The sequence below is a fragment of the Mesorhizobium sp. USDA 4775 genome, assembly GCF_054062655.1.
The window spans coordinates 2,389,052-2,413,775 of the sequence record NZ_JBSSFM010000001.1; the positions used below are offsets into that span (position 1 = coordinate 2,389,052).

At 65.0% G+C, this 24,724-nt stretch carries 22 protein-coding genes and 1 pseudogene; 8 read left to right on the top strand and 15 right to left on the bottom strand.

What is annotated here, in order from left to right:
• From kdgD to ACVILI_RS11485, 4 genes and pseudogenes are all read right to left on the bottom strand, one after another.
• Positions 1-934, bottom strand: a pseudogene (kdgD, locus tag ACVILI_RS11470) (5-dehydro-4-deoxyglucarate dehydratase).
• A 74-nt stretch (positions 935-1,008) separates the two neighbouring features.
• A complete protein-coding gene (locus ACVILI_RS11475) occupies positions 1,009-1,836 on the bottom strand; it encodes an ATP-binding cassette domain-containing protein (RefSeq protein WP_019856623.1) in 828 nt (275 codons plus the stop codon).
• On the bottom strand, positions 1,833-2,900 hold the full coding sequence (locus tag ACVILI_RS11480) for an ABC transporter permease (RefSeq protein ID WP_051112817.1): 1,068 nt from the start codon (positions 2,898-2,900) through the stop codon (positions 1,833-1,835). Before ACVILI_RS11480 ends, ACVILI_RS11475 begins: the two co-directional genes overlap by 4 nt.
• Positions 2,901-3,060: 160 nt before the next feature.
• Complete coding sequence (locus ACVILI_RS11485; RefSeq protein WP_069091517.1) at positions 3,061-4,152, bottom strand: sugar ABC transporter substrate-binding protein; 1,092 nt, start codon at positions 4,150-4,152, stop codon at positions 3,061-3,063.
• 183 nt (positions 4,153-4,335) lie between these two features.
• On the opposite strand from ACVILI_RS11485, the gene ACVILI_RS11490 reads away from it, so the two are divergent.
• A complete protein-coding gene (locus tag ACVILI_RS11490) occupies positions 4,336-5,364 on the top strand; it encodes an aldo/keto reductase (RefSeq protein WP_457102448.1) in 1,029 nt (342 codons plus the stop codon).
• Positions 5,365-5,640: 276 nt separating this feature from the next.
• On the opposite strand, the gene ACVILI_RS11495 is transcribed toward ACVILI_RS11490, so the two are convergent.
• Genes ACVILI_RS11495 through ACVILI_RS11520 form a run of 6 tightly spaced genes read right to left on the bottom strand, consistent with a single transcriptional unit; the run spans position 5,641 to position 11,794 of the window.
• On the bottom strand, positions 5,641-6,414 hold the full coding sequence (locus ACVILI_RS11495; protein ID WP_038645008.1) for an SDR family NAD(P)-dependent oxidoreductase: 774 nt from the start codon (positions 6,412-6,414) through the stop codon (positions 5,641-5,643).
• Positions 6,415-6,419: 5 nt separating this feature from the next.
• A complete protein-coding gene (locus ACVILI_RS11500) occupies positions 6,420-7,802 on the bottom strand; it encodes a dihydroorotase (protein ID WP_240564864.1) in 1,383 nt (460 codons plus the stop codon).
• Positions 7,777-8,712, bottom strand: coding sequence for a polysaccharide deacetylase family protein (locus ACVILI_RS11505; RefSeq protein ID WP_038645010.1), 936 nt, complete (start codon positions 8,710-8,712; stop codon positions 7,777-7,779). Before ACVILI_RS11505 ends, ACVILI_RS11500 begins: the two co-directional genes overlap by 26 nt.
• Before the next feature lie 12 nt (positions 8,713-8,724).
• Positions 8,725-9,750 (bottom strand): NAD-dependent epimerase/dehydratase family protein, encoded by a 1,026-nt coding sequence (locus tag ACVILI_RS11510; RefSeq protein WP_020628787.1) that lies wholly within the window; start codon positions 9,748-9,750, stop codon positions 8,725-8,727.
• 30 nt (positions 9,751-9,780) lie between these two features.
• Positions 9,781-10,530 (bottom strand): SDR family NAD(P)-dependent oxidoreductase, encoded by a 750-nt coding sequence (locus ACVILI_RS11515; protein ID WP_038645012.1) that lies wholly within the window; start codon positions 10,528-10,530, stop codon positions 9,781-9,783.
• A 10-nt stretch (positions 10,531-10,540) separates the two neighbouring features.
• Entirely contained in the window at positions 10,541-11,794 is a 1,254-nt protein-coding gene (locus ACVILI_RS11520; RefSeq protein WP_038645014.1) for an MFS transporter, read from the bottom strand.
• A 304-nt stretch (positions 11,795-12,098) separates the two neighbouring features.
• Between ACVILI_RS11520 and ACVILI_RS11525 the strand changes: the two genes are divergently transcribed.
• Genes ACVILI_RS11525 through ACVILI_RS11555 form a run of 7 tightly spaced genes read left to right on the top strand, consistent with a single transcriptional unit; the run spans position 12,099 to position 19,247 of the window.
• Positions 12,099-12,449 (top strand): RidA family protein, encoded by a 351-nt coding sequence (locus tag ACVILI_RS11525; RefSeq protein WP_019856633.1) that lies wholly within the window; start codon positions 12,099-12,101, stop codon positions 12,447-12,449.
• Positions 12,450-12,473: 24 nt separating this feature from the next.
• The gene (gene hydA, locus ACVILI_RS11530) at positions 12,474-13,904 is read left to right on the top strand and encodes a dihydropyrimidinase (RefSeq protein ID WP_038645016.1); all 1,431 of its coding nucleotides are present in this window, start codon (positions 12,474-12,476) and stop codon (positions 13,902-13,904) included.
• Entirely contained in the window at positions 13,889-14,803 is a 915-nt protein-coding gene (locus tag ACVILI_RS11535; RefSeq protein ID WP_038645017.1) for a nitrilase-related carbon-nitrogen hydrolase, read from the top strand. The genes hydA and ACVILI_RS11535 overlap by 16 nt, the downstream gene beginning before the upstream one ends.
• An 11-nt stretch (positions 14,804-14,814) precedes the next feature.
• On the top strand, positions 14,815-16,125 hold the full coding sequence (locus tag ACVILI_RS11540) for a Coenzyme F420 hydrogenase/dehydrogenase, beta subunit C-terminal domain (protein WP_038645019.1): 1,311 nt from the start codon (positions 14,815-14,817) through the stop codon (positions 16,123-16,125).
• Between the two features lie 13 nt (positions 16,126-16,138).
• Positions 16,139-17,305 (top strand): NAD(P)/FAD-dependent oxidoreductase, encoded by a 1,167-nt coding sequence (locus tag ACVILI_RS11545; RefSeq protein WP_019856637.1) that lies wholly within the window; start codon positions 16,139-16,141, stop codon positions 17,303-17,305.
• Positions 17,302-18,585: a Zn-dependent hydrolase gene (locus tag ACVILI_RS11550; protein ID WP_038645021.1), complete on the top strand. Its 1,284-nt coding sequence runs from the start codon at positions 17,302-17,304 to the stop codon at positions 18,583-18,585. Before ACVILI_RS11545 ends, ACVILI_RS11550 begins: the two co-directional genes overlap by 4 nt.
• The gene (locus ACVILI_RS11555; RefSeq protein WP_038645023.1) at positions 18,582-19,247 is read left to right on the top strand and encodes a cysteine hydrolase family protein; all 666 of its coding nucleotides are present in this window, start codon (positions 18,582-18,584) and stop codon (positions 19,245-19,247) included. Before ACVILI_RS11550 ends, ACVILI_RS11555 begins: the two co-directional genes overlap by 4 nt.
• On the opposite strand, the gene ACVILI_RS11560 is transcribed toward ACVILI_RS11555, so the two are convergent.
• From ACVILI_RS11560 to ACVILI_RS11580, 5 genes are read right to left on the bottom strand one after another with little or no spacing between them, the layout of a single operon-like run.
• On the bottom strand, positions 19,232-20,719 hold the full coding sequence (locus tag ACVILI_RS11560; protein ID WP_038645025.1) for an N-acyl-D-amino-acid deacylase family protein: 1,488 nt from the start codon (positions 20,717-20,719) through the stop codon (positions 19,232-19,234). The two genes, ACVILI_RS11555 and ACVILI_RS11560, sit on opposite strands and share 16 nt — an antisense overlap.
• 12 nt (positions 20,720-20,731) lie before the next feature.
• A complete protein-coding gene (locus ACVILI_RS11565) occupies positions 20,732-22,273 on the bottom strand; it encodes a trimethylamine methyltransferase family protein (protein WP_038645027.1) in 1,542 nt (513 codons plus the stop codon).
• A gap of 22 nt (positions 22,274-22,295) precedes the next feature.
• Positions 22,296-23,264 carry a D-2-hydroxyacid dehydrogenase gene (locus tag ACVILI_RS11570; RefSeq protein ID WP_020628788.1) on the bottom strand — a complete coding sequence of 323 codons (969 nt, stop codon included), beginning with the start codon at positions 23,262-23,264 and terminating at the stop codon, positions 22,296-22,298.
• A gap of 10 nt (positions 23,265-23,274) precedes the next feature.
• A complete protein-coding gene (locus ACVILI_RS11575; RefSeq protein WP_038645029.1) occupies positions 23,275-24,183 on the bottom strand; it encodes a dihydrodipicolinate synthase family protein in 909 nt (302 codons plus the stop codon).
• Positions 24,180-24,695, bottom strand: coding sequence for an aminomethyltransferase family protein (locus tag ACVILI_RS11580; RefSeq protein WP_240564866.1), 516 nt, complete (start codon positions 24,693-24,695; stop codon positions 24,180-24,182). Before ACVILI_RS11580 ends, ACVILI_RS11575 begins: the two co-directional genes overlap by 4 nt.
• Positions 24,696-24,724 lie beyond the last annotated feature (29 nt).

Here is a 24,724-nt window from a genome sequence, read left to right on the forward strand (position 1 = left end):
CTACGCCAGCTCCGCGACCGGCATCTCGCAGGACTGCATGAGATCAGCGAGCTGCCGCTCCTCATCATCAGTCAGGTCGAGAAGCGGCGACCTGACCGGGCCGCAATCGATGCCGGCGATGCGCGCACCGGCCTTGACGATCGACACGGCATAGCCGGCGCGTCGGTTGCGGATGGCGAGGTAGGGCAGGAAGAACGAGCGGATGAGGTCGTCGACTTCCGTCTTGTGGCCGGCGCGCAGCGCATTGAAGAAGCGCAGCGCAATCGCGGGCGCGAAATTGTAGATGGCCGACGAATAGGTCGTCATGCCGATGGCGGCCCGCCGCACTCGCATGGACCTCGGCCGTCGGCATGCCGCCGATGAAGACCAGCCGGTCGCCCATTCGGTAGCGCGTGGCGGTGAGTAACTCGATGTCGCCGACGCCGTCCTTGAAGCCGATCAAATTAGGGCAATCCTGAGCCACACGCTCGAGCGTCTCGGGTGTCAGAATGGCATTGTCCCTGCTGTAAGCGATCACGCCGATGCCGACCGAGCGGCAGATGGCGGTCAGGTGCCGGCGCAGGCCCTCCTGCTCCGACTTGACCAGATAGGGGGGCAGCACCAGCAACCCGTCGGCGCCATTGGCCTCGGCGGCCTTGGCGAACTCGACCGCCATATGCGTGCCGTAGCCGACGCCGGCCAGCAGCGGCAAATGATCAGGCACCTCGTCAGACGCCGCACGCACGACGCGCTTGTATTCCTCGAGCGTCAGCGAAAAGAATTCGCCCGTGCCGCCGGCGGCGAACAGCCCGCTGGCGCCGGCAGCGCCTTGGCTGGCGACATGGGCGCGGTAGCCGCCTTCGTTGAAGCCGCCGTCATCATCGAAGAAGGTCAGCGGAAAGGACAGCAGCCCGCGGCCAAGGGATCTGGTCAGTTCGGTGGGTGAGAACGTCAAAACGAATACTCCGTGCGAGGGGCCGGGCCGATGGTGGTCGGGCCGGCGGGGATTGGTTCAGCCGCGAGGCAGGTTCATACGAGGCCCGGCCGCACTTCAGCCGCGGCGGCGTCGATCGCCTTGCGGCCGAGGCCCGATTTGACGATGCGGATCAGCTCCTCCTCGCTGGTGTCGGCGGTGGACGCGTCCAGCGCGACCTCGCCCGAATGCAGGAAGTTGATGCGGTCGCAGACTTCGAAGATCTGGTTGTAGTTATGGACGATCAGGATCACCGAGACCTGGCGCTGCTGGCGCAAATTCTGGATAAGCCCCAGCACATGCGCGCTCTCGCGCACGCCAAGGGCCGCCAGCGGTTCGTCAAGCACCAGGATCTTCGGTGACGAATAGATCGAGCGGGCGACCGCGATGCACTGGCGCTGCCCGCCCGACAGGAGATCGACTGTGCTGTTGACGCTGGGGATCGAGATGCCGAGCGTATCGAGATAGAGCTGCGCCTGTTCGCGCATCTTCCTGTTGTCCAGCAGGTTCAGGCCAAGGAAGCGCTTGTGGTACTCGCGGCCCAGAAACATATTGTGGAAGACGCTGAGGTCGCCGATCAGAGCCAGGTCCTGATAGACGGTTTCGATGCCTTGGGCGCGCGCATCGCGCGGCGAGGCGAAACGCACCTCCTTACCTTGCGAGACGATCGTGCCGGTATCGGGCTGGTGGAAGCCGGACAGGATCTTGATCAGCGTCGATTTACCGGCGCCATTGTCGCCGACCAGCGCCAGGACTTCACCCTGGCGCAATTTTATCGAGACGTCGACGAGGGCGGTGACCGCGCCGAAACTCTTGGAGATGTTGGACATCTCCAGCACGACGGGAGAATCCTTGCTGAGGGGTGGAATATCTTGCGTGTTCATACGCGCCTCCGTGTGCGCAGGCGGTCGACCTGGATTGAGAGGATCATGGCGGCGATGATGGCGGCGCCGAGATAGATGTCGGATACGGTGGCCTGCGCGCCGATCATCACCAGGCCGTTGTTGAGCGAGGCGACGACAAAGGCGCCGATCAGCGCACCGATGACCGTGCCGGAGCCGCCCAGCAGCGAGGTGCCGCCGATGACCGCCGCGGCGATCGCCTGCAGGGTGAGGAACGGGCTGCCGGCCTGCGGATCAGCCGAGGTGAACTGCGCGGTGTTGATGATGCCGGCGAAGGCGGCGAAGCCGCCGGCGATCATGAAATTGTAGATCTTCATGCGGTCGGTGCGCACGCCGATCTCACGCGCGCCGATGATGTTGGAGCCCGTCGCGATGGTGTGCAGACCGAAGGTGGTGCGGTTCAGAACCAGCGCCAGCACCAGCACCAGCACCGCCGCCCACAGGAAGGGCGTGAAGGCGGTGATGCCATGCCAGGACAAGAGCGCATCCGATGGCTGGTAGAGGCTCTGTCCGAAGATGGCGTTGAAGGGTTGCTCGACCGGCGCCACGATCGGCTGGCTGTTGTAGATTGAGACGACGATGCCTTGCAGGAAGAACAGCATGCCGACGGTGGTGATCAGCGACGGCACCTTGAAGCGCACGGTGATGATGCCGTTGATGGCGCCGACCAATATGCCGATCAGCACGCCGATCAGCGCACCCACGGCGAGCGGTACACCATAGGTGACCGACAGCAGAGCCATGACATAGGGGGCGATCGAGAAGATGGCGCTGAGCGACAGGTCGATCTCGCCGGTGATCATCAGCATGACTTCCGCCGCGGCGATCAGGCCGAGCCGGCCGGTGTCGCGCAGCACCACGCTCATGAATTGCGGCGACAGGAAGCCGCCATCGCTGCCGAACTGGAAATAGATGACCAGCACGATGGCGACGACGGCGATGCTGGCCTCGCGATAGCGCGAAAGCAGGATCAGCAGCCTTTCCGTCATCGTGTGCGGGACCTTGACGCCGGTCTTCTTCGCGGGCTTGGTTTCTGTGGGCGGCACTCTTGTCTTCCTGATTTCGAACTTCTTCTTGATTTCGAATTTTGGGCGAAGAAGAGGATTTGCGATGAGGCGAAAGCAGCCAGGTCGGCAGCCGACGCCGCCCCCGCCACATCATGCGAAATGACGCGGCGAGGGCAGGCGTTTCACAGGGTTGACCGTGTCAGGTCGGCTCGACGTCGCTGCGGCCCTCGAAGCGCGATTTGCCGACATAGGCGTCGACATTGTCCTTCGTCACATAGGCCTGGCTGGTGTCGCTGTTGGCCGGGCCGACGAGACCGCCGGAGAGCTTGTAGAGGTACATCTGCTGCACCGGCAGGAAGCCCTGCAGATAGGCCTGCTGGTCGGTGGTGAAGTTGACGTCGCCGGCCTTGATGAAGTCCAGCGTCTGCGGGAACAGGTCGAAGCCGGCCACCGCGCCGCCTCCCTTCACCAGGCCGTATTTGTTGGACACGAAACCGCAGGCATAGGTGTCGGAACCGCCGGTGCCGAACAGGCCGTTGACGTTTTTGTGGCTGAGATAATAGCTCTCGACGCGCGAGATTTCGGTTGCCGGATCCGGACCGGTGTTGACGACATCGTAGGTGACGCCGCTGTTACTGTCCTTGATCGCCTGGATGTAGCCGTCGAGACGCGGCTGCGTGTTCAGCGAGCCGGGCACGCCGATCGACAGCATGACATGGCCGCCCTTGGGAATCAGCTTCAGCCACTTCAGCGCCGAGTTGTAGCCGGACTGATAGAGCGGCTGGCCGACATAGGAGAGCCGCTTGTTGGGGCTGCCGACCGGCACGTCGGCGTTGAAGGCGACAACCGGGATACCCGCCTGCGCGGCCATGTCGGTGGCGGCGTCGAAGGCCGTCGGATCGACCAGGCACACCGCGATGCCGTCCGATTTCTGCGCGATCGCCGTCTGCATGGCGCTGACCATTTCGGAGACGACGTTCTTCTGCGAACCTGTCCACTGATAGCTGCAGCCGAAAGCCGCGCAGGCATCCTGGATGCCGTAGACCGTTGGCGTGAAGAACTGGTCGAGCGTCACGTGGCAGACGAAGTGGAATTTGTAGGGCTTCTTCGGCAGGCCGGGCGATGAATCGGCTGCTCGTGCGGCACTGATGCCGCCGGCCAGACCTGCACCTGCCAGTCCGCTGGCGAGGCCTGCGGCACCGAGGCCGAGCTTCCCGGCCAGTGCGAAGGCACTGCGCCGGCTGATGCCGGCATTCACCATCTCCATCAGATTTTTCGTCTCGTCGTCCATGCGTTCCTCCCTTGTCGCTTTGTAGGCATCGCTACATTTGTCATCTGGTTACATTGTTATATGACAACTTTTGTGTCAATGCTTTTTCGCCGCCGAGTTCAGGACGGCCCTCTGCGGCCTAATGGCGCGAAGGCGGCCTTCTGGGCGGCACAAATGGACGATCAGGGATTACAGGAAGAGAAAATGGCTGAAATCGAATTCAGGGCTGTTAGCAAGGGCGGCCTGAAGGTGACGACGATCGGGCTCGGTGGCACGGGGCTCGGCAACATGTACCGCGCCGTCGACACCGATGCGGCGGTGAAGACTGTGCAGGCGGCCTATGACAATGGCATCCGCTATTTCGACACCGCACCTGTCTATGGCTTTGGCGTCAGCGAGACGCGTCTGGGCCTCGCCATCAAGTCGCTGCCCCGCGCGGACATCGTCATCTCGTCGAAGATCGGCTACGACCTCGTGCCGATCCCGCCCGAAGAATTGAAGCCGGCGCTGTGGGACCAGCCCGGCTCCTTCCGCGCCGAATTCGACTATTCGCGCGATGCGGTGATGCGTTCGCTCGAGGGCACGCTGAAGCGGCTGGACACCGACTATGTCGACATGGTCTCGATCCACGATCCCGACGAGGCCATTCATTTCGGCCCCGGCGAGGATCCCTATGCCCGGAGCCGCTTCCGGGAAGCCATGGACGGCGCCTATCCAGCGCTCGACGAACTGCGCTCGCAAGGCGTCATCAAGGCGGTCGGCGTCGGCATCAACCAATGGCAGATGCTGTCCGATTTCGTCGTTGCCGGCGCCTTCGATTATTTCCTGCTCGCCGGCCGCTACACGTTGCTCGAACAGGAGCCACTGGCGAACCTGCTGCCGCTCTGTGAACAGCGCGGCACGAGGATCATTATCGGCGGCCCCTACAATTCCGGCATCCTGGCGACGGGCGCGGTCAAGGGCGCGACCTTCAACACCAGGCCGGCTCCCGAGCCGGTGCTCGAACGCGTCCGCCGCATCGAGGCGGTGTGCGCCAGCCACAAGGTTTCGCTGCCGGCGGCGGCGCTGCAGTTCCCGCTCGGCCATCCCCTGGTGTCGAGTGTCATCCCGGGCGCCCGCTCTGCCGAGGAATTGAAGCAGAATCTGGCCTATCTGCGGGAGGATATTCCGTCGGAGCTATGGGCTGATCTCAAGCAAGCCGGATTGGTTGCGGCCGCTGCACCGACCTCTTGAGCGCCCGCCGATGACCTGAAGAATGGACGCTGGATCAGTTCACCGTCTCACGGAAAAGGCGAACTGCTCTAAGTCTTTTGTCTTGCTCTGGTAGCGGAGGGGTGGCGCTGAAGCGAGGCCGCGAGGAGGCATCTCGATAAACCGCATCCACCGTTTCTGTCGCGGGGAATAGCTAGCGATGCACAAGCCTCGGCGAGCGGACGGCACTGTGGAACCAGTCCTGGGGAAAGCACAGCGAACGCGTCTTATGGCACGGGCGGATGTAGTTCTCCTCGGTCAGCCCGCCATCCAGCCGCCGTCGACCATCAGGTTGATGCCGGTGACGTAGCTTGCCATGTCGCTGGCAAGGAACAGTGCGGCACCTGCCACGTCATTCGGATGCCCGAGCCGCGGCCAAGGCGTGCGGCGGTGTGAATAGTCGAGCGCGCCAGGGTCGTTGGCAACGCCTGGCTTGCCGGTGATGATCTTGCCGGGTGCGATGGCATTGCAGACGATCAGGTCGTCGGCGTGGTCAACGGCGATCTGCCGTGTCATCTGCACGATGCCGCCCTTGCTCACCGAATAGGGGAAGTCGCCCGGGCAGGCCACCATGCCATGCTGCGAGGAGATGTTGATGATACGGCCGCGCACGTCGTTGACCGGCGCCTGGGCGAGCATCTGTATCACCGCCCGTTTCGAGCAGTAGAAGAATCCGGTCAGGTTGACGCCGACGACGCGCTGCCATTGTTCCGGCGTGGTGTCGATCAGATTGGTGCTGGTGTAGATCGCGGCGTTGTTGACCATCACGTCGAGCCGTCCGAACTGCGTGACCGTCGCACCGACCAGCCCATCGACGGCGCTCCAGTCGGAGATGTCGGTCCGGATGTAAACGGCAGCTCCGCCGGCCGAGCGGATCAACTCCACGGTGCTCTCACCGCCCTCGATCGGCTGCTCGACCGTGTCGGCGATGACGACGTTCGCGCCCTCGGCCGCGAATTTCAGCGCGATCGCGCGGCCGATGCCGGAACTGCCTCCGGTGACGATGGCGGTCTTGTCTGTGAGCAGGGGCATGGTCCTCAGCTTTCCCGGGTGACAATATTTCCAACGCTCGGGCCAATCAGTTTTCCCTCGCGCACGATCTCACGACCACGCAGGAGGACGCTTGTCAGCCGTGCCTGGACCGTCCAGCCGTCGAATGGTGTATAGCCCGCTCGCGACACCTGATCGGCATTGGCGATCGTGCTCGACTGGCGGGGATCGAGGATGAGGATATCGGCATCGTGGCCGGTGGCGATCCGTCCCTTGCGCCGGCCGAGGCCGAAGCGCTCGGCTGGATTGCTGGCACACATGCGCACCACATCCGGCAGCGCTATCAGCCCTTCCTCGACCAACCTCAGCACGGTTGGAAGCAGCGTCTGCAGCCCAGGCATGCCGCCCGGAATGTCGGCGAAAGCAGCATAGCGCGCGGCCTTTTCGGCCGGTGCATGCGGCGCGTGGTCGGTGGCGATGATGTCGATCAGGCCGGCGCTCAGCGCCGCGCGCAGCGCGTCGACATCATGCGGCGAACGCAGGGGCGGAGAGGCCTTCAGATTGGCGCCTTGTGTTTCGTAATCCTGCGCCGTGAAGAACAGGTTCTGCGGCGTGGTTTCGACGCTGGCGTCGGCCATGCCGTGCAGCCGGCTCCAGGTCTCGATGCCGAGTTCGGAATTGATCTGGCGGACATGGATCTTGGTCTCGGCCGAGGCGGCGGCGCCAAGCGCGCGGGCAATGCCGTTGGCCTCCGCCAGCGGCGGCCGGCTGGCCTGAAAGGCGGCGATGGTGCCGGAACGGTCACGCAGTGTGCTGCCGGTCAGGATCGATTGATCGCCCGGCGAGATGCCGATCAAAGTGTCGCTGCCGACGAAAGCTCTCAACGCTTCGGCCACGGCGTCGAGCGTCGCGAACAGGAAGTCATCGGGCACATCGGCTGTGAACAGTTCGAATGAGACCGGCGCGAGATCGAGCAGGCCTGAGATGTGCGACAGGTCGTTGCTGACCACGGCCTGGAAGCCGACATCGACATGGATGCGGCCATCGGTCATCGCCATCTTGTCGGCAAGCTGTTCGGCCGTGGCCGTCCACGGCTCGTCGGTCGGCATGTCGAGCACCGTCGTCACACCGCCAAGGGCCGCGGCATGCGTGCCGGAGGAAAAGTCCTCCTTGTGCGTCAGTCCGGGCTCGCGCAGATGCGCATGCGCGTCGACCAGGCCGGGTAGCAGATAGGCACCGGCCGCATCGACAACGGTCCTGGCCGAAGCCGTCTCGCCGGGCGCGATCATTGCCACGATGCGGCCGTCGGTGATGCCCACGTCGCGCCGCTCGAACCCTTCGGCGTTGACGATGGTGGCTCCCCGGATCAGCGTTTCGAACATGTCGCCGTTCTCGTTGCTCTTGTCAGCCGCGCCGCTCGAAGCCGGCATGATTGTCCAGCCAGAACCGGGCAATGTCTTCGCGCCGCATAAAGGCAGCGGTCGGGTTCTGCTTCACATGCTCGATCACCTCGCGCAGCCCGGACGCCCGGTTGGGCTGGCCCATCCAGCGCGCGTGGATGCCGATCGTCAGCATGCGGCCGCCGGTTTCGTCCGCCTCGTCGAGCATGTAATCGATCGCCGAGCGGCAATCCTCGGCGAAGTCGCGCGGATTCCTGTAGCCGGGCGCCACCAGATAGCGGCTGTCGTTGAGCGTCTTGGAATAGGGCACGACCAGGATCTCGGTCCCCCGATGATCGAGGAAATAGGGCAGGTCGTCGTTGCAGGGATCGGAGTGGTAGAGGAAGCCGCCTTCCTCGACGAGCAAATCGCGCGTGTTGATGCTGGGCAGCGAGCGGCAGTTCCAGCCGAGGGGGCGCCTGCCCAGCAGCTTCTGGTAAAGCGCGATCGCTTCATGCAGGTGGCGCTTTTCCTCGCTGCGCTCCATGGTCGTGTAGTCGATCCAGCGCAGGCCGTGGCCGAGCAGATCGTGCCGCCGCGTCTTCATCCATTCGACGAAGGGCGGGTTCCGGTCCAGCGCTACCGCGCAAGCGGAGATGGTGATCGGGATGTCGTAGCGATCGAAGAGCCGTGCCAGCCGCCAGACACCGGCGCGGCTGCCATATTCGAAATGCGTCTCGGTGCCGAGATCGCGCACCGGCGGGCTGGAGGTGAGATTGTATTCGCCCCAATTGTCGTTTCGGCCGTCCTCCAGCCAGGAGTACTCCGAGCCTTCCTCGTAATTGAGCACGAGGTTGATGGCGAGCTTGACGCCGCCGGGCCAGGTCATGAAGGGCGGGCGCGGACCATAGCCGACGAAATCCCTCGGCTGGGTCGGTTGCGAGGCAGCGCTCGGCGTCATGGCAAGTTCCTCTCAGCTCGTTTCGTTGGCTTCTATCCAGTCCATGTAGGCGTGGAAGGCTTCCTTGCCGGGGCGCGGCCGCCATGTGGTGTCGCGTAGGATGCGGGCGATGTCATACGCGCCCCACATGCCGCCTTTCAGTCTCACATCCTGGACGATGTTGGCGTTTTCTCCCGATGTCACTTCGGCCTTCAGTCCGGGCACGCGTTCCCTTGCCCAGCCGATGATCTCGCCGATGGTCTGGCTCGAGCCGGAGCCGATGTTGTAGTGGCGGTAGTTGAGGCGCGGCGCATCGATCAGCGCGAGGATCGCGTCGGCAACGTCGGTCGAGGCGACATAGTCGCCGACAGGCTCCAGGCTGTTCGGCCTGATCGTCTCGCCGGCCAGAGCCATATGCGCGACGCGGTTGGGAACATGGCGAAAGTTGCGGCTCTCGGTCGCGCGGTCCATCGGGCCGTAGACCGAAGCAAGCCGCACCGAGACAGCCGACAGGCCGAACAGGTCGGCATAGCGGTTGGTCACCATCTCGGAGGCGAATTTCGAGATGCCGTAGAGCGTCAGCGGCGCGACATAGCCGTCTTCCGGCAGCGGCTCGCCGCCCCAGTCGGGTCCATTGTGACGGTAGACGGAGCCGGAACTGACATAGACGAAGCGCTTTACCTCCGGCCTCGTGCGCGCCCAGTCCAGCACTCGCACGGTGCCCATCAGATTGACGTCGACGATGCGGGCAGGGTCTTCCGCCTCTGGCTGGCGTTTTGCCTCGGAGGCGCTGCCGCGCGAGATCGGCGTGATCGTCGCGCCATGCACGATTGCCGTGATGCCATGCTTGTCGAGTGTCGCGGACCAGGCCTTCGGGTCGAGCACATCGGCAGCGATCACCGTGAGCCGGTCGCGTACCGGGGCGAAATGCTTTTCGGCCGCCGTGTCGAGGCCGGACCGGTCGAGGATCACGGCCCGGGCTTGCGGATCGCGGTCGAGCCAGGCGCGCGCGACCACGCTCATGACAAAGCCGGTGCCGCCAGTGACGAGTAGCGTCATGCGAACTCCTTGGTGGTTGAATGATGAGGGTCAGCGCGTCGCATAGCCGCCGTCCACGAGCATGTCGGATCCGGTGACGAAGGATGCATCCGATGACAAAAGGAAGGCAGCCGCCGCGGCGATCTCATCCGGCTCCGCGATGCGGCCGAGCAGATGCGCGGGTCCGAGACCTGCATTGGCCGCCTCGAAGTCCGGAAATCTGCGCAACAGGCGCGTCGTCGCCACCGCGCCCGGCGACAGGCTGTTGACGCGCACCTTATCCGGCGCATGGTCGACCGCCATCGCCTTGGCAAGATGGATCAGCCCCGCCTTGGCGGCGCAATAGGCGACGGCCCTGGTCGTCGCGACCCGTCCGAACTGCGATCCGATGAACACCACCGACCCGCCGCCACCCGCGGCGATCAACGGCACCGCGTACTTGCTTATCAGGAACGCGCCGGTCAGGCTGGCGTCGAGTTCGCGGCGCCAGGACTGTTCGTCGAGATCGACGACGGTGGCGTTCGTCGACGGCGCGGCAGCGTTGTGCACCAACCCGTCGAGCCGGCCGAATTTTTGTCTCGCGAATTCGACGGCGTCCCGGGCGGAACCGATGTCGGTCACGTCACATTGGCAGGCGGCAGCCGAAGGACCAAGTATACCGGCAAGCTGTGTCGCCGGCAGAAGATCATAGTCGGCGCAGACCACGCTGGCGCCTTCCGAAACACAGCGTCGGGCAATGGCGGCGCCAATGCCGCTTGCGGCGCCCGCTATCAGGACAACGCTGCCTTGCAGTCGGTTCATCGCGGCGACCTCAAACCCGTTCCTCGGCGCTTTGCATGACCGGTGCCGTGACCGGCCGGCGCAGAAGATTGTAGCAGGCCGCGAGCGTGACCAGGGCAGCGCCGCCGCCGAGCAGCAGGAACATGGCGGGAGGCCCAAGATGCGCCATCAACCCCGCGGCGACACCCGGCGTTGCCACATTGCCGATCGAGTAGAGCAGAAGCAGCGTGCCGGAGGCGGCGACCATGTGCCGGCTATGAAGCTGAGACGCGCCGAAGGCCATCGCCACCGGATAGATCGTCAGCGCCGTGGCGCCATAGAGGAAGAACAGCACGAACAGCAGCGGCACCGACAGGGTGCCGACCCATGCGATCGCGGCGCAGGCCGTCACCGACACCAGCCCTTGCGCCAGCAGCATCAGGCGGCGGTCGAACCGGTCCGACAGCCAGCCGACCGGGGTCTGCGCCAGCATGCCGGCGATGCTTATCGTGGTCACCAGCCAAACCGTGGCCGCCGCCGACAGTCCGATCTGCGTGCCGTAAAGAGGCGTCAGCACGAAGATGTTCATGTTGGTGATGCCAGCCTGGAAAATGGCGACGACGGTCACCGGCGCCAGCCTGAAAAGCGCCAGCGGTCCGAGCCGCCTGTCCGTCTTCGCCCCGGGCGCGGGCGCCGGCTCGGCCGGCACAGGAGGCAGCGTCGGCCAGCGCAGCCCCGCGAAGTTGGGCGTGAAGGCCAGAAGGACCGTCGCGGTCGCGACCAGAAACAGATGCGGAGATTGTGGACCGACCAGCGCGACCAGGATCTGGCCGAGCAGCACGGCAATCGCCGTCGTCAGCATGTAGATCGAAAACATCGCGCCGCGATTGTGCTGTTCGGCATAGAGATTGATCCAGCTCTCGCAGACGACAAACATCGACGCCATCGACATGCCGCCGAGCAGCCGGAAGCAGAACCAGCCCGGCATGAAGTCGGTGAAGACGAAGCCCAGGGCCGACAGCAGCGCTGTCGTCAGGATCAGTAGGAAGGTCCGCTCATGGCCGTAGCGGGCGACCAATGGACGCGTCATCAGGCATCCGATGAGGAAGCCGACCGGATAGGCGGTCAGCACGATCTGCACGATGTCGGGGTCGACGCCGGGTTTGCCGAGGTGGAACGAGACAGCGGTCGTCAGCATGGCGCTGCCGATACAGGCGAGGCAGACGCTTGCCATGATCGGCAGCGTGGCGCGGGAGCGCTCGGCATTCCGCCACAAGCGCATCGCGGATTGAGCGATCGATCCCATGAATGCAGCCGTCGGCCGGCTAGGACGGGCGCCGGAGATCGCAAGCAGGATCACTGACCGACGCCGGACTTTTACGCATTGCGACGGCTCCCCTTGGCAGTCACGCTGGCCGGCGGCTGCTCTCCCTGAGGGAAGCTACACCTCGCCATGCATGCCACAAGCGAAGATTGACACGGCTATGGCGTCATTTTTTTTGGCCATCCCAGTTGCGGAAAACAGGGTTGTGCCGTGCGACAGCCTTTACAGTCCTTTTGCACGCTCCCTACGATAGGTCGCCTGCCGAAGATCGAGAGGAGACCAGGAGATGACGATTGAACGCCTTGAGAATGGCCAACGCTTCTGCCGAGTGCTGCGCTATAACGGTACCGTCTATGTCGCCGGCCTGACGGCGGACGACCTTTCCGGCGACACCACCGCGCAGACCAGGCAGATCCTCGGCAAGATCGATACCCTTCTGGCCAAGGCCGGCAGCGACAAGTCGAAACTTCTCAGCGCCCAGATCTGGCTGCGCGACATCGCCGACTTCGAGATGATGAATGCGGCATGGGATGCCTGGATCGATCGCAGCGCCATGCCGGTGCGCGCGACGGTGGAGGCGCGGCTTGCCGGCGACCAGTATCGCGTCGAGATCATGGTCACGGCGGCGGTCGGCTGACGCCGTTTGGGGTGGGAAAACCGAATGCATGAGCTGGTGATCAAAGGCGGACGCGTTGCGCTCGACGACGGGTGGGCCGAATGCGAGATCGCCGTCGACGACGGCCGCATCGCCGCTATTGGCACCAGCCTGGCCGGTAAATCCGTGATCGGCGCCGGCGGTCGTTGGGTCATGCCCGGCGGCATCGATGCCCATTGCCATCTCGACCAGCCGGTCTGGGGCGGGGCCGGCAATGCGGACGATTTCGAGTCCGGCACCATCTCGGCGGCTTTCGGCGGCACGACATGCATCGTCCCGTTCGGAATGCCGGGTCCCGAGATGAGCACTGTCGGCGCCATTGATCGAGCGCTCGATCGCGCCACAGGCCGCGCGGTGATCGACTACGGGCTGCACGCTGTGGTGACCATGGGCACCGGCCCGGATGTAGAACAACAGCTTTCGCAACTTGCCGGTCGCGGCATCGCCTCGGTCAAGCTGTTCATGACCTATCAGGGTTTTGCCGTCGACGACGACCTGTTCTTCAGGGTGCTCGATACTGCCCACAGGCTTGGCTGGATCGTCATGGTCCATGCCGAGAACGATGCCGCGATAAGGCGCACACGCCAGCGGCTGATCGATCTCGGCCGCACCGATATCCGCTACCATGCCGTTGCCCACAGCGAGACGATGGAGCGCGAGGCCACGCATCGTGCGCTGGCCTTCGCCGAGATGACAGGCGCGCGCATGACCATCGTCCACGTCTCGTCCTGGCAGTCGGCCGAGGAGGTGGCGCGAGCGAGGACGCGCGGCGTCGGCGCTATCGCCGAGACCTGCCCGCAATATCTGTTCATCGGCGCAGCCGACCTCGACCGCCCGGCCATCGATGCGGCGCGTTTTGTCTTTTCGCCGCCGCCGCGTTCGCCGCTCAGCCATCGGCATCTGTGGCAGGCGCTGATCGATGGCGGCATCGATCTCTGGTCCTCCGACCATTCGCCCTATTTCTTCGCCGACAAGATCGCGAGATCGCAGACGCCCGCCTTCACCACCACGCTGAGCGGCATTCCCGGCATCGAGACTCGTCTGCCGTTGCTCTTCTCGGAAGGGCTGCTCACCGGCCGGCTGACGCTGGACCGCTATCTCGATCTCACCTCCCGCAATGCCGCCGCGATCTATGGTCTGGCCCATGCCAAGGGGCGGATAGCGGTCGGCCTCGATGCCGATCTGGCGCTGTGGGATCCGACCGCGACCTGGACGCTCGGGCATCAGGCGCTGCATTCGCGCGTCGACTTCACGCCCTACGAGGGCAGGAGCGTGACCGGCAAGCCGACCACCGTGCTGGTGCGCGGCGTGCCGGTGGTCGTGGACGGCAAGCTCCAAGTGCGGCCGGGGTTCGGACAATTCGTAGCGCGCACCGCCGCCGATCCGGCTCTTTCGCGAAAACCAGTCGAGGAGACGACGCCATGGCTCGATGCCTGACTATTGCGGTTGCCCAGACCGGACCCATACAGCGCAGCGCCTTGCGTGCCGAAACAGTCGATCGCCTTGTCCATCTGCTGGAACAGGCCGCCGTCGCAGGTGCGGAGATTGCTGTATTTCCCGAGATGGCGCTGACCACCTTTTTTCCGCGCTGGCGCATTGACGGCCAGGCGGAGATCGACGCCTTCTTCGAACAGTCGATGCCAGGCCCCGAAACGCAGCGCCTCTACGATGCCGCCGCGCGCCTCAAGGTCGGCTTCGCGCTCGGCTATTGCGAGATCGCCAGGGAAGACGGCCACACGCGCCATTTCAACACGATGGACCTTGTCGGCCCGGACGGGCGCTTCATCGGGCGCTACCGCAAGATGCATGTGCCGGGGTCGAGCGAGCCGGAGCAAGGCACCACCACGCATCTCGAACGCCGCTACTTCGAACCCGGCAATCTCGGCTTTCCCGTCTTCGACTATCGCGGCGTCCGTGTCGGCATGGCGATCTGCAACGACCGCCGTTGGCCGGAGACTTACCGCATGCTGTGCCTGAATGGCGCCGAGGTCGTGCTGCTCGGCTACAACACGCCGCTGCTTCTCGACGAAGCGCCGGGACTGGCGCATCTGAGAATGTTCCACAACCATCTGCCGATGCAGGCCGGCGCCTACCAGAACACGCTGTGGGTGGCGGCGGCTGCCAAGGCTGGCCTCGAAGACGGCCAGGCACTGATCGGCGGATCCTGCATCATCGCGCCGACCGGAGAGATCGCCGCGCAGGCGATGTCGCTCGACGACGAGATAATCGTCCATCGCGCCGATCTCGATCTGATCGAGACCTGCCGGAAGGTGAATTTCAACTTCGCGCTCTATCGCCGCCCCGACCAGTACCGGCGCATTTCGGAACCGGTCTGAGATCGAGCGAGATGGGCCTCCTCGAAGCCAATCAGGACACGATGCCGCGCGCGGCCCATCCGCTGTCACTCGGCGAGATCGTCGAGAATGGACTCTGTATCGGCTGCGGCCTCTGCCGTTCGATAGCCACGCCCGATGCCATCGAAATGGTGATGACGCCGGAGGGCCGCGAGCGGCCGGTGGCGAGACAGGCGCTGGACAGGCCGACGCTGATGCGGATCAATGCCGTCTGTCCGGGAACGCGCATCGCAGGTCCGCCGCCAGCCCGATCAGGCGAAACCGCGTTGATGGACACGGTCTGGGGACCGGTCGAGAGGCTTGTGCTCGGCCGCGCCGGAGATCCGAGCGTGCGGTTTATCGGTTCCGGCGGCGGGGTGCTGACGGCGCTCGGCCAGTTCCTGCTGAGCTCCGGGCGTGTCAAATTCGTGCTGCATGTCGCGGCGTCACATTCCCAGCCGATGCGCAGCGAAACGCGGCTGAGTTTCGATGCCGCTTCGATGCTCGAGGGCGCGGGCTCGCGCTATGGCCCGGCTGCGACCCTGGTGGATTTCGGCGATATCCTTGATCGCGGCGAACCCTTCGCGCTGATTGCCAAGCCTTGCGACATCACCGCCGTGCGCAACCTGGCGCGGCTCGATCCGCGCGTCGACGAGTACATGCGCTATGCCTTGGCCTTCGTCTGCGGCGGCGCATCGGACCTTTCGAAATCGGAACAGGTGCTGCAGCGTTTCGGCCTCGCCGAGGACGAGCTCGCGCTGTTCCGCTATCGCGGCCACGGCAATCCCGGCCTCAACCGGATCGAAACCAGGGACGGCCGCGCCTTCGAGCTTAGCTATCGGCAGCTGTGGGAAGACGAGGACAAATGGATGATCCAGCCGCGCTGCAAGATCTGTCCCGACGCGATCGGCCAGGTGGCGGACATTGCCGTTTCGGATGCCTGGCTGAATGGTGGGCCGGCGGTCGAGGACGAGGCGCTCAACGGCATCATCGTGCGCACCAGGCGCGGCCTTGAACTGTTCGACGCGGCCGTCGAAACCGGCGCGCTGGAGATCAAGCGCGAGACCGGCATTGCCGAGATCAGCGAATTGCAGTCGCACCAGGTGCGCAAGCGGCGCGCTGTCTGGGCGCGGCTGAAAGGCATGGCGATCGCCGGCAAGCCGGTGCCGTTTGTCACCGACCTCGCACTTGGAGATTGCGCCCTGCAGAATTCGCTGGCGGAGAACCTGGCCGAGGGTCGCGGTGCCCGCGACCGCGCTCACCGCGGTCGCCTGGGTGAGCCTCCTGCCGCGCCGCGCAAAAGCAGGACCGTGCAATCGTGTTGAAGGATGGGCTGATATGAATGCCGCCGAGGAAACCGAAGTCATCATCATTGGCGGCGGCATTGCCGGCGCAGGCGCCGCCTTCGAGATTTCCCGCACTTCCAAGGTGGTCGTGCTCGAGCGGGAAAGCCATTGCGGCTACCACACCACCGGCCGCTCGGCGGCGAGCTTTACCGAGAACTACGGCAACGGCATCATCCGCCGCATCGTGCTGGCAAGCCGGGCTTTCCTGAGCGAGCCGCCAGCCGGCTTCAGCGATTATCCGCTGCTCGGCAAGCGCGGCATGATCACCGTGGCGCGCGCCGATCAGCTCGACCTCTTGGCGCAGGATCTAGAGGCCGCGCAGGCGCTGGTGCCCTCGATCGTCGTCATGACACCGGCCGAGGCGATTGCGCGCGTGCCGGTGCTGCGCGCGGATTATCTCGCCGGCGCCTATATCGAGCCGCATTCGATGGACATCGATGTCAACGGCCTGCATCAAGGCTATCTGCGCGGCGCCCGCGCGCGTGGCGCGCGCATCGTCACCAATGCCGGCGTTAACGCCATCGACCGCCGAGGCGGCCAGTGGCGGGTCGAAACCCCGGCGGGAACATTCCTTGCGCCAACGCTCGTCAATGCCGCCGGTGCCTGGGGCGACGAGATCGCTTTGATGGCGGGCGTGCGTCCGGTCGGATTGCAACCGAAGCGCCGCACCGCCTTCAACATTCCAGCACCCGCCGGTGTCGACATATCAGAGTGGCCGCTGGTCAACGATGTCGGCGCCGAATTCTATTTCAAGCCTGATGCCGGGCAGTTGTTCGTCTCGCCTGCCGATGCGACGCTTTCTCCACCGATGGATGCCTATGCGGAGGACATCGACGTCGCGATCGGCGCCGAGCGTCTTGAACGGGCCACCACGATCGAAGTGCAGCGCGTATCGCGCTCATGGGCGGGCTTGCGGACCTTCGTCGCCGATGGCTCGCCGGTGGTCGGACCGGATGACGAGGTCCCGGATTTCGTCTGGCTGGTCGGGCAGGGCGGTTACGGCATCAAGACCTCGCCGGCGCTGTCGCGCGTCTGCGCCAGCCTGATCGCGGGCAAGGGCTTTCCAGACGAGGTCGCAAGGCAGGGTGTGTCGTTGGACGACCTCACGCCACACCGGCTGCGCGGCGGCGAGTCTCAAACCAGGCAGGTTGCTTCATGAGCAACGCCGCCCTCACAGCCGGCGGCACGTTGGCCGGGCATCTGCTGGAGAGGCTGGCGCAGGCCACCACTGACGCGCCAGGGATCACGCGCGTCGCCTACGGAGCCGGCGAGCGTTTTGCGCATGGTCTCGTGCGCGACGAAGCGGAAAAGCTCGGTGCCACGGCGCGTGTCGATCCCGCCGGTAATCTCTATCTGACGCTGAAGGGCCGCAATCCGGATTTGCCGGCGATTGTCATCGGCTCGCATCTCGACAGTGTGCCGCATGGCGGCAATTTCGACGGCGCCGCTGGTGTCGTGGCGGGGCTGGCGGTGATGGCCGAACTGGTTGGGCGAGGCATCCAGTTGCCGCGCGACCTGATCGTGCTGGCGACCCGCGCCGAAGAGGCTGTCTGGTTTCCCCTGTCCTATCCCGGCAGCCAGGCCGCACTTGGCCTGCTGCAGCCGGCCGCGCTAGACGCAAAGCGGTCGGACAGCGGACGCACGCTAGCCGAGCACATGTTGGAAGAGGGTTTCGACCCCGATGCCGTGCGGCGCGGCGTGCCTGGCATCGATGCCGGCGGGATCGCGGCTTTCATCGAAGTGCATATCGAGCAGGGACCGCGCCTTGTCGCGTCCGGCGCGCCGGTCGGTATCGTCACCGGCATTGCCGGCGGCTTCCGCTATGTCGAGGCAAAATGCTTCGGCGCCTATGGCCATTCCGGCGCCGAGCCGCGCTTTGCCCGGCATGACAGTGTGCTTGGCTTTGCCGATCTGGTCGCCGGCCTTGAAGCGGAATGGGACGCGCTCGAGCGCGAAGGCCACGAAGCCACCATCACCTTCGGCCGGGTGGAATCCGATCCGAGCCAGCATGGCGGCAGCCGCGTCCTGGGCGAGCTTCGCTTCACGCTCGATGTGCGCAGCGCCGAGGCCGCTGTCCTGGAACGGATCGCGGCGAGGCTGCACGCGATCTTCGCCGAGGTCAGCACGAAGCGTGGTGTCAGCTTCGAGGCCGGGCCACGCTTCACCTGGGAGCCGGCGACCATGTCGCGGGCGCTGATTACGAGGTTGGACCGCGCTGCCACAGAGCTGCAGATCCGGTCGCCGCATGTGCCGAGCGGGGCGGGGCATGACGCGGCCACCTTTGCCGGCGCCGACATTGCGACCGCCATGATCTTCGTGCGCAATGAGAACGGCAGCCACAACCCGCATGAAGCGATGGAGATCGCCGATCTCGATCAGGCGATCCGCCTGCTTCTTCGCTTCGTCACCGACTTCGACAATCCCCTGGGACAGCCATGAACCTTGCCGCGACCGCCCTGCTCGTCATCGACCTGCAGAACGAATACCGCCCCGGTGCCGCCTGGCCGGTGATCGGCTATGACGCGGTGCTCGCCAACACCGCCACGCTGATCGAAGCCGCTCGTGCGGCGGGCGTGCCGGTCATCCATGCCCAGGCCTGGGTGAAGCCGGAGGAACGCGACGGCTATGCGCGGCAGGAAGAAATCCTGACCGAGGAATTCCGCTCCGCCGTGGCCGGCAGCGAAGGTGCTGCGATCTGCGCCGAGGTGGCCGCGCAGCCCGGCGACATCGTCATCCATAAGCACTGGCCAAGCGCCTTTCGCCGCACCGATCTTTCAAGACGGCTTGCCGACCTCAAGGTCGAGAACCTGATCGTGACCGGCGTCCTGACCGACAGCTGCGTGACCGAGAGCGTGTTCGACGCGGTCTATCAGGGGTTCAGGGTCTGGCTGGTCAAGGATGCCTGCGGCAGCATGAGCGAGGCCATGCACCGCACCGGCATGCTCGACATGGCCAACCGGCTCTATGGCGGCGGCATATTGCGCCTGCCCGAGGCACAGAAGGCGCTCGCCGGCCAGCCCTTCGACGGCTGGCGCTGCACGCGGCCGGTGGAATTCGTCTACACGTTAGAGACGGTCGACCGGATTTACGAGGCGCTGTGATCGACGCCGCAACCGCATGCGCCTCCGACAACTTTTGAAGCCGAGGGCTTGAGAACCGCGCCCGGCAATGCTCCGGTCGCCCTGCCGCCGCGCCAGACGGATATGCCATTGACGAAGACATTCTCGATGCCAGTAGCGGGCCGGCGCGGCTCCTCGAAGGTAGCGGTGTCGATGATCGTTTCCGGATCGAAGATGACGAGGTCGGCGAAATTGCCTTCCGCCAGAAGCCCGCGCTGCGCGATGCCGAATTCCCGTGCGGGCAGGCCGGTCATGCGGAACACAGCCTCCTCCAGGCTGAACAGGCCGACATCCCTGGCATAGTGACCGAGCACACGCGGAAACGTGCCCCATAGGCGCGGATGCGGATGGATGTCGTGCGGCAGGCCATCCGACCCGATCATGGTGCGCGGATGCGCGATGATGTTGCGCACATCCGTCTCGTCGAGTTGGAAATAGACGGCACCTGCCGGCAGCAGGCGCTGGCCCGCCTCGCGTTCGCTGCAATTCCATTCGAGCGCGATGTCGGCGATCTCACGCCGGGCCATCTCGGGATGCGGATCGGACCAGGTGATGAGGATCTTCAGGCCGGTGTCGCAGCGCTCGAGCCGAAGCACGGTCGAACTCGCGGCGTAGGGGTAGACATCCATGCCGATGGCCATCGTCTGGCGCGCCTGGTCGATCCGTTTCAGGGAAGGGGTGCTTTTGCCGAAATTGGCGCGGCCGGTGCATTGATGGTGCGAGATGAAGAGCTTGCCACCGGCATGGTCGGCGATGTCGATGGCTTCCTCGATGGCCTCGTCCATCGTCTCGAAATAGTTGCGCGTGTGGGTGACATAAGGGCCGCCGAGGCTTGCCGCCGTGGCAGCGAGCGCCTTGACCTCTTCGGTCGAGGAGTTGACCGCCGGCGGATAGTCAAGGCCGGTGCTGAGCCCGAACGCACCTTCGGCCATCGCCTCGGCGACCGCCTCCTGCATCGCCGCCGTCTCGGCTTCGTTGGCCGGACGGTCGGTCACCGGCATGCAGTGCTGGCGCAACGTGGTGTGGCCGACCAACAAGGCTGCGTTGGTGGCGATGCCACACTTTTTCAACTCAGCGACATAGTCGGCAAAACGGTCGAAACGGAAATTCTCGCGGCCGCCGACCAGCGTGAAGGGCGGTGGCGGCGTCTTGTCGAAAAGCAGCGGCGCCAGGCTGACGCCGCAATTGCCGGCGATCACCGTCGTCACGCCCTGGCTGATCTTCGGGTCCATGCCGCGCGGAGCCAGCAGCGCGCCATCGTCATGGGTGTGCACGTCGATGAAGCCGGGCGCCACCACCTTGCCCCTGGCATCGATTTCCTCGATGCCAGTCGCGTCGTCCAGCCGACCGATGGCGGCGATCCTGTCGCCGGTGACGGCGATGTCGGCCTTGAAAGGTTTCGAGCCGTCGCCGGCGATCAGCGTCGCGTTGCGGATGACGAGATCACAGGGCATCGGGCAGAGGTCCTAACCTTCAGGATTGGCGGCGATCTCCTCGCGGCGGCGCGCGACATAGGCGTCGAGCTCCTCGCGGATCGCGGGGTCCATCGCCGGTTCTTCGTAGTCGTGCAGCGCCTGCTGCCAGAGCTCCGTAGCCCGCTCCAGCGCATCCTTGCCGCCGGCTTCCTCCCAGGCGCCATGGTTCTGCCAGTTGGAGAGCATGGGCTGGTAGAAGGCGGTGGTGTAGCGCGACATTGTGTGCTCGGCGCCGAAGAAATGGCCGCCGGCCGGCACCGATTTGATGGCCTCGAAACCGAGATCGTCCTCCTGGAACGGCAGCGGCCGCAGGAACTCCATCATGTTCTGCAGGATCTCGACGTCGAGCACGAGCTTTTCATAGGAGGCGGTGAGCCCGCCCTCCAGCCAGCCGGCGGCGTGATAAATCAGATTGGCGCCGCCGAGCACCGCGCCCCAGGTCGCCATTTCCGTCTCATAGGCGGCCTGCAGGTCGACCACGTTGGAGGCGTTGGCATTGGAGGTGCGGTAGGGCAGATGATAACGCCGCGCCAATTGGCCGGCGACGATGTTGGCCTTGGCGTTCTCCGGTGTGCCGAAGGCCGGCGCTCCCGACTTCATGTCGACATTGGAGGTGAAGGCGCCGTACATCACCGGCGTGCCGGGATTGACGAGCTGGGTCAGCACCACGCCGAACAGCGCCTCGGCATTCTGCTGGCAAAGCGCTGCGGCAAGCGTCACCGGCGTCATTGCCCCCATCAGGGTGAAAGGCGTGACGGTCACCGGCTGGCCATGTTCGGCCATTGCGATCAACCCTTCCGCCATCGCATCGTCGAACAGGCGCGGTGAGTTGATCGAGATGATCGTGGTCACGCCGGGCGAGACGCGCATCTCCTCGACGGAGATGCCGCGCGCGATCGCCATCATGTTGATCCCGTCCATCGCCCTCGCGCGACCGATCGCCGTGCAGTGGAAGGAGAGATCGCTCAGCGTCAGATTGGCATGGTAGGTGTCGAGATGGCGGGAATTGGCCGGCAGCTCCATCGGCGCCACCACCTGGTTGCCGATGATGTGGATGGCATTGAAGTGGTGCGCCAGCTTGATGAAGTTCTGGTAGTCGGCAAGATTGCCCTGACGGCGGCCGTGGATGCGGTCGTGCACATTCGGCGGACCCGCTACCAGGCCGAAGACCAGCGAATTGCCGCCGAGATGCACCTGCTTCTCAGGATTGCGGCTGGTCAGCGTGAAGGAGGACGGCACCGCCCGCAGCGCCTCGTTCACCAGGCTCTCGTCGATGCGGATGGTCTTTTCCTCGCGGTCGACGATGGCGCCGGCGGAAGCGAACAGGTCCATCACCCGCTCGCTCATGACGCGGATGCCGAGTTCAGACAGTATACGCATCGAGGTGTCGTGAAGCCGCTCCATCCGCTCTTCGTCGAGCAACTGCATCGGCGGGTAGGGGTTCTCCACATGCTGCCAGGGCAGTTGCGCGATACCGCCGCCGCTGCGTCCCAGCTTCGATCTGCGGCCACCGCCGCGCCTGTCCTGTGACATCGGATTTATTCCTTCCCGGCCGTCAATAGCCGCGTTCCGGACTGACCACGTTCTCCAGCGGCTCGCCGTTGCGATAGCGCTTCAGATTGTCGGCGAACATGCGAACCGACTTGATGTCCCAGCCGTCATAGACCGCCGCGCGATGCGGCGTGATGGCGACGTTGTCGTAACCCCAAAGCGGATGCTCTGGGGGCAGTGGCTCGGTCGCAAAGACATCCAGCGCCGCGCCCTTGATCCGTTTGGCGTCGAGCGCGGCCAGAAGTGCTGCCTCCTCGACGACGCCGCCGCGCGAAATGTCGATGAGCACGGCTGACGGCTTCATCGCGGCGAAGGCCGCCTCACCGACCAGGCCGCGCGTGCTGGACAGCAACGGCACGCAGCAGACGATGAAATCGGCGCGGCCAATCAGCGGCAGGAGCGCGTCCGGACCATGCACCTCTTCGACGCAAGGCATCGGCTTGGGGCGTGCCCGAATGCCGAGCGTGTGCATGCCCATTGCCTGTGCCCGCTTGGCGACGGCCTCACCGGTCTTGCCGAGGCCAATGATGAGTACGGTCTTGCCCTCGATCGGCTCGACACGGCCGCCTCCCCACTGGCGAGCCTGCTGGCGGCGTTCGAAGCCGCGCAAGTCGAGCGAAAAGGAGAGCATGGCGCCCAACACATATTCCGCAAGCATGCCGGCGGCGACGCCCGCGGAATTGGTCACCGTAACGCGCGTCGGATCCCAGCGACCCAGATGATCCGTGCCGGAGCCGCCGATGGACACCCATTTTACGGTCGGGCTTTCGACGAGGGCCTGGCGTGGATAGCGCGGCGTCCCATCGAAGCGGATGGAATAGACCACTTCCGCCGCCACGCGCTCGATCAACTCGGGAAGCGCCGCGTAGCTCTCGCAGGGATGCACCGGCAGGTCCGGGTGCGTCTCCACGAGCACGGCCAACGCGCCGGCCGGCTTGTCGGTGTGCAAAATGACGGTTGGGCGAGGGGACATGATGCCGGTCTCAGCTCCGGCCAATGTGATGGGCCGAAGGACCGAGCGCTGCGAGCAGTTTCTCGCCGCTCTCGAGCGTCGCGTTCTCATGTGGAGCGCGCAGGTTCAGCCATCGCCTATCGCCCGAGCGCACCGCCAGGACGGCCTTCATCGCCGGGATCAGCCCGGCATCCTGGATGATCTTGCGGAACGCCTTGATCGCGGCATCCGCCTCGGCGACGTCCTCGCCTGCCAGCGTACGATCATAGAGGGAGCGGATGGCCGCGGCATTGAGGTTGACGGTGGCCGAGATGCAGCCTGCCGCGCCGTGGGCCAGGCCCTTGGTCAATTGCGCTTCAGAGCTGGGGAACACCGCAACCTTGGGCGCCGCTGCAATCACCGCAGCCGTGTTGTTCCAGTCGCCGGCGCTGTCCTTGTAGGCGACAACGGTGTCAGGAAAGGTTTCGCTCAAAAGCGCCGTCAAGCCAGGGCTCACCGCCACGCCAGAGTTCTGCGGGATATGGTAGAGGATCATCTTCATCGCAGGATTCGCGATCCGCTCGATCAGTTCGCTGTAGTAGCGTTTCTGGCCATCGTCGCCGACGGCGGTGTAAAAGAACGAAGGCAGCACCATCACCCCGGCGCAGCCGAGCCCGACCGCGTGCGCCGACAGTTCGACGGTTTCGGGCAGCGCTGTAACGCCGGTGCCGGGCATCAGCCGGCTTGGCGGAATGCCGGCTTCGATCAGCCACTCCAGCGCCTGGGTGCGTTCATCGAGCGAGAGCGACAGCGCCTCACCGGTGGTGCCGAAGGGAGACAGGAAATGTGCCCCCTGGCCCAGCACCCATTTGGCGTGGCCTATCCAGAGGTCGCGCGCGATGCGGCCATCGTCTTCGAACGGCGTCAGGATCGGTGCGATGGTTCCTTGCGGGCGGGTCATGTGCGTCCTTCCGTGTCGATCAGCAAATCTGTGCAGTGCCTGGCAGCCGCCGTTACCATCCTGGCGAAGTACGCCGACGCGGTGATGTCGAACAATACGTCGAAGCCCGCCTGGGAACGGAACGTGACGGCCTCGATGTGGCCAACGCGCGTCTGCGCAATGTCCTCTGTGCCGAATCTGTCGGCTCTGAGATCAAGCGCGCATAGCCGCTCCATGGCGCTCGGCGCCCGCGGGCCCGAGAGGCGTAGCCATGCCCAGCCTTCCTCGCGCCATGACGAATAGCCCTTTGGCTCGATTGCGCCATGCCAGTTGCCTGCAAGCTCGGCGAGCGCGTTGTCGGCGTCTTCGGCCAGCAACAGGATATCGTCGTTGCCAAGGCGCAGCACACGTGCACCGCGCCAGCTCTCGATGCGATTGACAGCAGGCAAGGGCACGCCTCGCGACGCGAGCCAGCCGGCGCTGCCGCCGCCCTTAAGGCCGAAGCGGAGACTGCCCGTAAGATCGGTCAGCATCACCGCTCCCGAAGGCAGACTCGCGCCGT